The following is a 7,994-nucleotide window of genomic DNA, read 5'->3' as shown; positions in this document are numbered from 1 at the left end:
CCCGCCCCCCCGCCCCGCTCCGCCGCCCCGCTTTCTCTCCCCCCCCGGCCCCCGCCCCCCACCCCACCCCTCGGACACGCCTCTTGAGCTTGATCGATGAGCCACCCCCTGGCGATCAGTACGCAGCGCGCCGGACGCCGGGGGCGGACGCCAGCGGTCGGGTACCGGACCCGGATACCGGACCCGGGTACCGGGCGCCCCGGTGACGGCACCCCGTTGACGGCGCCCGGGGAGGAGGGGCGGCAGTCAGCGATCGACCGCTTGGGAGCAACGGGCCTGGCGCTGAGGGCTGCGGACTGCCCCCGGTGCGTCCCCCCCTCGGGCTAACCCGCCGCCCGATGCCCGGGCCCTGCCTGCCCGCCGTCAGAGCAGCGCTCCCCTCCAGAGCGCAGCCCCCTCCAGATCAACGTCCCCGCGCCGGGGCAGCGCCTCCGTCAGGGCAACCCCCGCCGTTAGGCCGTGTCTGATGGCTCTTGGACCGTGCCGTGGCCCAGATGACGATGACGATGGCGGTTGTGGTCAGGGCGCCGTTGAAGATGTAGGCGCGTTCGTCGTAGTGGGTGGGTGGGTGGCCACTGTGCGGGACTGCTTGCACTTGCTCACGCATCGCTTGACCGCGTTGAGCTGCCGGTACTGGGTGGTGTTGAAGGTCGGTGGGTGGCCGCTGGCCCGGCCGGGGCGCCGGCGGTTGGCCCGCTGGTCGGCCGGTTCGGTGATGGTCGTCTTGAAGTTCCGGCGGCGCTAGTAGGAGCAGTTGGTACGGCTGGAGTACGCCTCGTTCCCGCGTAGATGGTCCGGACAGCAGCGCGGGCGTGCCTGGCCCGCACCGGCGCATCGTCCCGCCGCATCGTCAGCCTCTCCTGGACGGGCTTGAGCAGGGGACTGCCGGCCCCTGCTGCCCCGGAGCAGCCTGGCAGGTCAGCGGACGGGCCCGGCCGCCGGCCAGCAGATGTACCTTGGTGATCAATCCGCCCCGGGTGCCTGCCAGGGCCTCACGTCCTCCGTTCTTCCACTCACTTCTTGCCCCCTTTGGTGAGACGTCGTCCGGGGCCGGTGCCGGGCCTCGGACGTGTGCTGGTGGGGCCGGCAGGAGGTTCAGGAGGTGGAGAGAGACGATGTTCGCCGCCCACTCCTACTCCCGCTTCAGGTCACGGGCCAGTGCACCGTCGGGGGCACCAGCGTCGGCCTCGATGTGCAGCTCGCGCAGGTTGCGTTGCCAGGTGCCGTCCGCCGACCAGCGCCGATGGCGTTCGTAGACGGTCTGCCAGGGACCGTACCGCTCGGGCAGGTCCGACCAGGGCACCCCGGTACGGGCCCGGTACAGCACTCCGTTGACCACGGTGCGGTGATCCGCCCACTGCCCGCCGGGCCGGCCGTTGGCCGGCAACAGTGACTCGATCGCCTGCCTACTGCGCATCGGTCAGCTCATGTCGTCGCACCATGCCCGGCGCCTGCCCGGACCCGAGCGTGGCCCAACCCGCCGACAGGAATCACCAGGAAAGACATAGAGCCGTGTTCCTTCCCCGTCGGAGCAGCGCACCCTGGTAGAGCAATGCACTCTCCGACACGACAGCACCACCCAGTCGTGACAGCCCTTCTCCGTCACGGCAGCCCCCGTTTGGAGCAGTGCATCCCCAGTTGCAGCCCTCCGTCTAGGCAGCATCCTCCCCGTAGCAGCCCTCCCGTCAGGGCAGCCTCCCGTCGCACCTCCCCGTCACAGTCCACCCGTAGCGCAGCACCCCCGTGCGAGCAGCACCCTCCGAATCACAACAGCACACCCCCCGTCGCATCGACCCACTGGCCCGTGATCCAACGACTGTCGTCCGAGGCCAGAAAAGCGACGATGTCGCCGATGTCGCGGGGCTCACCGACGCGGCCCAGGGGGGATATCTCCGCGGACGTCCGCCATGCCTCGGGATCGTCGCGGAGCCAGGCCGCGTTCATGTCGGTGTCGATCACGCCCGGGGCGACCGCGTTGACCGTGATGCCGCGGGGGCCCAGGTCCTTGGCGAGGGTCGAGGTGAAGACGTCGAGGGCGCCCTTGGTCATCGCGTAGGCGATCAGCTCGGGGGAAGCGGCGCCGCGGGTGAGGACCGTCGAGATGTTGATGATGCGGCCGCCGTCGCGCAGTCGCGCCAGGCCCAGCTGGGTGACGAAGAACGGAGCCTTCGTGTTGACCGCGAAGACGCGGTCGAAGTCTTCTTCGGTGACGCCCGGCAGTGGTTCGCGCCGGCCGTCGATGCCGGCGTTGTTGACCAGGATGTCCAAGCCGTCCGTCTGCGCGTCGAACGCGGACCACAGTGCCGCCGCGTCACCCGGCACGCCCAGTTCTGCCCGGAGGGCGAAGGCCTGGCCGCCCGCCTCCTCGATCGCCGTCACCGTCTCCTTCGCCGCTGCCTCGTCGCGTCCGTAATGCACCGCCACCAGCGCGCCGTCCCGCCCCAGCCGCTCGGCGATCGCCCGGCCGATGCCCCTGCTGCCGCCCGTGACCAGCGCCGTCTTGCCTGCGAGCACGCCCATGATCGCGCCCCCTTTTCTGTATCGGTTGCTATAGAAAGACCGTAGCAGGGTTTTCGTAGTGGGCGCTATAGAATTGGGGGATGGCAACGAAACAGCGTGGGCGGCCCCGGTCCTTCGACCGCGAGACGGCCCTGGAGCAGGCGATGCGGGCCTTCTGGGAGCACGGCTACGAAGCCGTGTCGATCGCCGACCTCACCGAGACCATGGGCATCAAGGCGCCGAGCCTGTACGCGGCGTTCGGGGACAAGCGGACGCTCTTCGAGGAGGCGGTCGAGGCGTACGTCCGGGACTTCGGCGCCTTCTCCGGCCAGGCCCTCACCGAGGAGCCGACGGCGCGCCGGGCCGTGGCGCGGATGCTGCGCGAGGCGGCGGCCTTCCACACCCTCCCGGGCTATCCGCGCGGCTGCATGATCATCACGGCCGCAACCAACTGCACGGCGCAGTCCGAAGAGGTGATGCGCAGCCTTCAGGGGCGCCGCGCCCAGACCGTGGAACTGCTCGAATGGCGGATCCAGGAAGACATTCGGAGTGGTGAGCTGCCCGGTGACACCGACGCACACACGCTCGCGACCTACGGCGCGACCGTGCTCCAGGGCATGTCGCAGCAGGCACGGGACGGGGCGGACCGTACGACCCTGGAGCGGGTCGCCGAACTCGCGATGGCCGCCTGGCCTGCCGGCCGGAGCGATGAGGAAGGGGAGGGGGGCTCGGCGCGGGAGGCATAGGGGAGAGGGGAGGGCCGAGGTGGGGTGGAAGTCTGGCGGCCCGGAAACACCCGCGGGCCGCGGCGCCGGGACAGGACCCTCAACCTGTCCGGCACCGCAGCCCGGAGCTTCATCGGCCGGCCCGGCGGCAGGAGGCGTCCCACGTGCGGTAGGAACATCCGCCTGCCCAGAGGCCGGTCGACCGGAGACCGTCGCGCAGTCAGGGCAGAGAGCGCTCGGGCCTCTTTCCGCTCTCCTGTGCGGGGAGAGCGGAGGTTTCTGGAGGTTCGCGAAGTCTGTGCCGGTACCGCGGGCCCTGGGGCCGCCCCTCGCGGGGTGCGGTATCGACTCATTGTGGACTAGACCAATCAGATCTGTCCATGGCCTTGCAAGGACAACACCTACACCGTACGCCGGTAGGCTCCAAGGCGTGCCCTCCATGAACGATCTCGTACGCCAGCACACCGCCCTCAGCGACTCCGACCTGGAGTGGCTGCACCTGCTGGTCTCGGAGTGGCAGCTGCTCTCCGACCTGTCCTTCGCCGACCTCGTGCTGTGGGTGCCCACCCTCGACGGCACGCGGTACGTGTCCGTCGCCCAGATGCGGCCCAACACGGGGCCGACCTCCTACCAGGACGACATGGTCGGCCACCTCGTTCCGCGCGGCCGCCGCCCGATGCTCGATTCCGCCCTGGACGAGGGACGGATCGTACGGGAGGGCGATCCCGAGTGGCGCGAGGAGGTGCCGGTACGTGTCGAGTCGATCCCGGTGCGCCGCGAGGGCCGGGTGCTGGGCGTCATCGCGCGGAACACGAACCTGCTGACGGTACGGACGCCGAGCCGGCTGGAGCTCACGTACCTCCAGAGCGCCTCGGACCTCGCCCAGATGATCGCTGCAGGATCCTTTCCCTTCCCCGGCCAGCAGGTCGACATGGACGCCTCGCCGCGGGCCGGCGACGGGCTGATCCGGCTGGACGCGGACGGCGTCGTCCAGTACGCCAGCCCGAACGCGCTGTCCGCCTACCACCGCCTCGGCCTCGCCGCCGACCTCGTGGGACACCACCTGGGCCAGGCCACCGCCGAACTGGCGCCCGCGCGCGGCCCCGTCGACGAGGCGCTGGTCAAGCTGGCCAGCGGCTGGGCGCCCCGGGAGTTCGAGGTCGAGGGCGAGGACGGGGTGATCCAGCTGCGTGCCATCCCGCTCAAGCCCAAGGGCACCCACATCGGTTCGCTGGTCCTGCTGCGCGACGTCACCGAACTCCGGCGCCGCGAACGGGAACTGATCACCAAGGACGCCACCATCCGGGAGATCCACCACCGGGTGAAGAACAATCTGCAGACCGTCGCCGCCCTGCTGCGCCTCCAGTCCCGCCGGATGGACTCCGAACAGGGGCGCGAGGCGCTCAACGAGGCCGTACGCAGGGTCGGTTCGATCGCGATCGTGCACGAGACGCTGTCCCAGAACCTGGACGAGCGGGTCGAGTTCGACGAGATCGCCGACCGGGTGCTGGCGATGGTCGCCGAGATCGCGCCCGGCGCCGTGACCACGCGTCGTACGGGCCGCTTCGGCATACTCGACGCCGAGGTCGCCACCCCTCTCTCCATGGTCCTCACGGAGGTCCTGCAGAACGCCCTCGAACACGCCTTCGTGCCGGGTGACCAGGGATCCGTCGAGGTGGGCGCGGTCCGCGGCGGGAGTCGTACGGAACCCCGTCTGCTGGTCACGGTCCAGGACAACGGCCGCGGCCTGCCGGACGGGTTCGACCCGCACCGGGCCGGCAATCTCGGGTTGCAGATCGTCCGTACGCTCGTGGAGGGCGAGTTGGGCGGAAAGTTCGACATGGTGCCCGGAGCCGAGCGGGGCACCCAGGTGATTCTCGACATTCCCGTACGTGCCGAGAAGCACTGATGAAGGCGCCGCTCATCAAGTGAGCGGCGGGCGCGTGGAATTCGGGAAATCCGGAGAAAATACCGCGCGGTGCGCCAGGTCGCCGAATGGCCGTACAGCAGAACGACGTAACGGAAGAGTGACGGCGAGGGCGGCGAATGGACGATGCCGGGGTGGGGTAAGCCACCAGGGACGCCCGGGAGATGAAGGTCCGGACCTTTCCGGAGGCGCGGACGAAGGCGGGGCGGGGCGCGTACGGAGGCGCGGCGGGGCGCGTCGGGGCGCGCCGGGGGTGCGGACGGAGGCTGGAGCGAGGGGGCAGGGGTGAGGGCGGGGGTGCGCCGGGTCACCGGTGAGCCGCAGGCCGGGGCGGGGCCGGACAGCAGTAAGCCCCGGACCCATTCGGTCCGGGGCTCAAAGCTCACGTTGCGTGGGGAGCTCCCAGGCGCTCAGGGCGCTGGGGGAGCATCGGGGGTACTGCGCGCTGCGGCTCGGGGGCCACGGGGGCGTCTGGCGGTCAGGCGCTGGCGTTGCGCGCCCGGTTGCGAGCTGCACGGCGCTTCATGGCGCGGCGCTCGTCTTCGCTGAGACCACCCCAGACGCCGGAGTCCTGGCCGGACTCAAGCGCCCACTGCAGGCACTGCTCCATGACGGGGCAGCGGCGGCAGACGGCCTTGGCTTCCTCGATCTGCAGCAGCGCAGGACCGGTGTTGCCGATGGGGAAGAAGAGCTCGGGGTCTTCCTCGCGGCAAACGGCGCGGTGACGCCAGTCCATGGCTGCTCCATCTCCTCGTGTGACGGGATCGTTGCTTGTGAATGTGAACGCTTTCACGAATCCCTCCACAAGGGAAGGGCCGAACCCCAGTTGAGAACTGGTGCGGTCCTGAAGAATGAGGAGGAGGATTCGGGCTCTCAAGGGGGCCGGTAGAAACGGCCGTCCCGATCGCCATGAAGAGACTCGCAAACCTCGGCGGCGGATACAACCCCTTCCGGAAACTTTTTTTTGATTCCTTGGTGTCGCCTAGGTCACAGCCGTACTTCTAGGGGGTGGAAGTCAGCCTAAACGTTCGACTGAAAGGACTTTAGGCCCTACTGCTCACACAATCACACGCAGTGCACGGCGAACGCCTGTGAACGTCACGCTCGTACGGAGTCCCAGGTGGTCACCGTCCATCTGGAAGGGCAGTGGCGCCTGCGAATGCAAGGTGAAGTCCGTCAAGTCATGGAGCGAGACCACATGCTTGCCCCGGGGTCCGCGCTCCGGTGTTGACGCCAGGAGCTGGGTCGCGTAGCGGGTCACCGCAGATGCGGACAGTTTGGACAGGGCGAACACGTCGAGCGCCGTGTCGAAGGAGGCCGCCGGGGCCGGGTAGACCGGACGATTGCCCAGGTAGGTCCAGGGGGCGGTGTTGCAGATTATCGACATGACCAGCTGTTCCACCGGGTCCTCGCCCGGGCGCTCCAAGGTGATCGTGCCGTGCCGGCGGTTCGACTCGCCGACGTACTGACGCAGCACCTGCCGCATGTAGAGCGAGTGCGTCGAACGCTTGCCCCGTTCCCGTTGCTGTTCGACCCGGCCGACCACGCCCGCGTCGAAACCGAAGCCCGCGCAGAACGTGAACCAGCGGGCCGGTACGCCCTCGTCCTCCGTGCCCGGCGTGCCGGCGGCCAGGCCCAGGCCGACCGTGCGTTCGCTGCCGTCACGCAGCGCGTCCAGGAGGGCGCCGGTCGCCTCGACCACGTCGTTGGGCAAGCCGAGGGCCCGGGCGAAGACGTTGGTGGAGCCGCCGGGGACGACGGCCAGACGTGGAAGGGACTCGGGGGCGGGGCCGTGCGTCAGCAGACCGTTGACGACCTCGTTCACCGTGCCGTCGCCGCCGAGCGCGACGACCAGCTCGATCTGACCGCCCTCGGCCGCCTGCCGGGCCAGGTCCCGGGCGTGTCCGCGGTAGCGGGTCTCGGCGACCTCCAGCTTCAGATCGCTGGCCAGCGCGTGGGTGAGCACTTCACGCGTGCGCGCACTGGTGGTGGTAGCTGCGGGATTGACCACGAGAAGTGCGCGCATGTGCAGCAGGGTACCTACCTGCCGGTACCCGACCCACTCCCTGCCCGCCGTGCGGAGGGGGTCCCGGGGCTACCCTGCTGGGGTGAGCAGTCAGCAGAAACGGCCCGCGGCCAAGGCGGCCAAGCCCTCCCGGCCGGCCGAGGCGACACGGGGCAGTAAGCCGGACGGGGAGAACGTGCAGGCCGGGGGTGCCAAGGCCGGGTCGGGCGGAAAGTCCGGGAAGGTCGAGAAGTCTGCGCAGGCGGAGAAGGCCGGGAAAGGCGGGAAGGGCGGTTCGGGCGGGAAACGGCCGGACGCCAAGGCCGGCGCCACTGCCTCCGCCGGGCCGAGCGGGCCGCGGCCGGCCCGGCTCAGCGCGGCCGCGGTGCTCACCGCCGTCGAGGGCGTGGCGCTGGCCGCCCTCGGCGTCTACATGCTCGTCGACGGGCTGGCCGGCTCGCCCGACAGCCCGCGCCAGGCGGAGACGGGCGGCCTGACCGTGATCGCGCTGGCGGTGCTGCCGCTGGTCGCGGCGCGCGGACTGTGGCTGCGGCGCCGCTGGAGCCGCGGGCCCTCGCTGATCACCCAGATCGTCGCGTTCCCGGTGGCCTGGACGCTGATCAACGGCGGTGGCGCGCTGATCGCGGCCGGTGTCGGTCTGGCGGTGGTCGCGATCGCTGTACTCGGGCTGCTGGTGAACCCGACGGCCACCGAGGCGTTGGGGATCACTCCGAGGGAGTGAGGGGCAGCGTCCGAGGCGCGCTCCTGGCAGCGGGCGCCCCGTACGGCGCCCGCATGCGACGTACGCCGTACGACACCCGCGCCCGCCGTACGAGGC

The 7,994-nt window shown here is 70.3% G+C and carries 7 protein-coding genes; 3 read left to right on the top strand and 4 right to left on the bottom strand.

Annotated elements, in window-relative coordinates; genetic code table 11:
- Window positions 1–1,132: 1,132 nt before the first annotated feature.
- Together JXZ78_RS33755 and JXZ78_RS33750 are read right to left on the bottom strand one after the other, a co-directional pair.
- Window positions 1,133–1,417, bottom strand: a complete 285-nt coding sequence (locus JXZ78_RS33755) for a transposase (RefSeq protein ID WP_106968656.1) — start codon at window positions 1,415–1,417, stop codon at window positions 1,133–1,135.
- A gap of 347 nt (window positions 1,418–1,764) precedes the next feature.
- Window positions 1,765–2,520 (bottom strand): glucose 1-dehydrogenase, encoded by a 756-nt coding sequence (locus JXZ78_RS33750; RefSeq protein WP_030017266.1) that lies wholly within the window; start codon window positions 2,518–2,520, stop codon window positions 1,765–1,767.
- Between the two features lie 80 nt (window positions 2,521–2,600).
- On the opposite strand from JXZ78_RS33750, the gene JXZ78_RS33745 reads away from it, so the two are divergent.
- Together JXZ78_RS33745 and JXZ78_RS33740 are read left to right on the top strand one after the other, a co-directional pair.
- Complete coding sequence (locus tag JXZ78_RS33745; RefSeq protein WP_030017265.1) at window positions 2,601–3,245, top strand: TetR/AcrR family transcriptional regulator; 645 nt, start codon at window positions 2,601–2,603, stop codon at window positions 3,243–3,245.
- Between the two features lie 418 nt (window positions 3,246–3,663).
- On the top strand, window positions 3,664–5,133 hold the full coding sequence (locus tag JXZ78_RS33740) for a sensor histidine kinase (RefSeq protein WP_030017264.1): 1,470 nt from the start codon (window positions 3,664–3,666) through the stop codon (window positions 5,131–5,133).
- A gap of 496 nt (window positions 5,134–5,629) precedes the next feature.
- Here the strand turns inward: JXZ78_RS33740 and JXZ78_RS33735 are convergent, their stop codons facing one another.
- Entirely contained in the window at window positions 5,630–5,887 is a 258-nt protein-coding gene (locus JXZ78_RS33735) for a WhiB family transcriptional regulator (protein WP_003983230.1), read from the bottom strand.
- Between the two features lie 321 nt (window positions 5,888–6,208).
- Window positions 6,209–7,177, bottom strand: coding sequence for a diacylglycerol/lipid kinase family protein (locus JXZ78_RS33730; protein ID WP_030017263.1), 969 nt, complete (start codon window positions 7,175–7,177; stop codon window positions 6,209–6,211).
- Window positions 7,178–7,352: 175 nt separating this feature from the next.
- Between JXZ78_RS33730 and JXZ78_RS33725 the strand changes: the two genes are divergently transcribed.
- Window positions 7,353–7,898: a hypothetical protein gene (locus tag JXZ78_RS33725; RefSeq protein ID WP_063726007.1), complete on the top strand. Its 546-nt coding sequence runs from the start codon at window positions 7,353–7,355 to the stop codon at window positions 7,896–7,898.
- Window positions 7,899–7,994: the final 96 nt, after the last annotated feature.

Source organism: Streptomyces monomycini (assembly GCF_022271435.1).
Classification (GTDB): domain Bacteria; phylum Actinomycetota; class Actinomycetes; order Streptomycetales; family Streptomycetaceae; genus Streptomyces; species Streptomyces monomycini.
Note: the sequence above shows the minus strand (reverse complement) of the source record. Positions and strands in the feature narration are given on the sequence as shown.

Coding starts and splice junctions, on each gene's coding strand:
- JXZ78_RS33755 (WP_106968656.1), bottom strand. CDS start 1,417: ATGCGCAGTAGGCAGGCGATCGAGTCACTGTTGCCGGCCAACGGCCGG.
- JXZ78_RS33735 (WP_003983230.1), bottom strand. CDS start 5,887: ATGGACTGGCGTCACCGCGCCGTTTGCCGCGAGGAAGACCCCGAGCTC.
- JXZ78_RS33750 (WP_030017266.1), bottom strand. CDS start 2,520: ATGGGCGTGCTCGCAGGCAAGACGGCGCTGGTCACGGGCGGCAGCAGG.
- JXZ78_RS33730 (WP_030017263.1), bottom strand. CDS start 7,177: ATGCGCGCACTTCTCGTGGTCAATCCCGCAGCTACCACCACCAGTGCG.
- JXZ78_RS33740 (WP_030017264.1), top strand. CDS start 3,664: ATGAACGATCTCGTACGCCAGCACACCGCCCTCAGCGACTCCGACCTG.
- JXZ78_RS33745 (WP_030017265.1), top strand. CDS start 2,601: ATGGCAACGAAACAGCGTGGGCGGCCCCGGTCCTTCGACCGCGAGACG.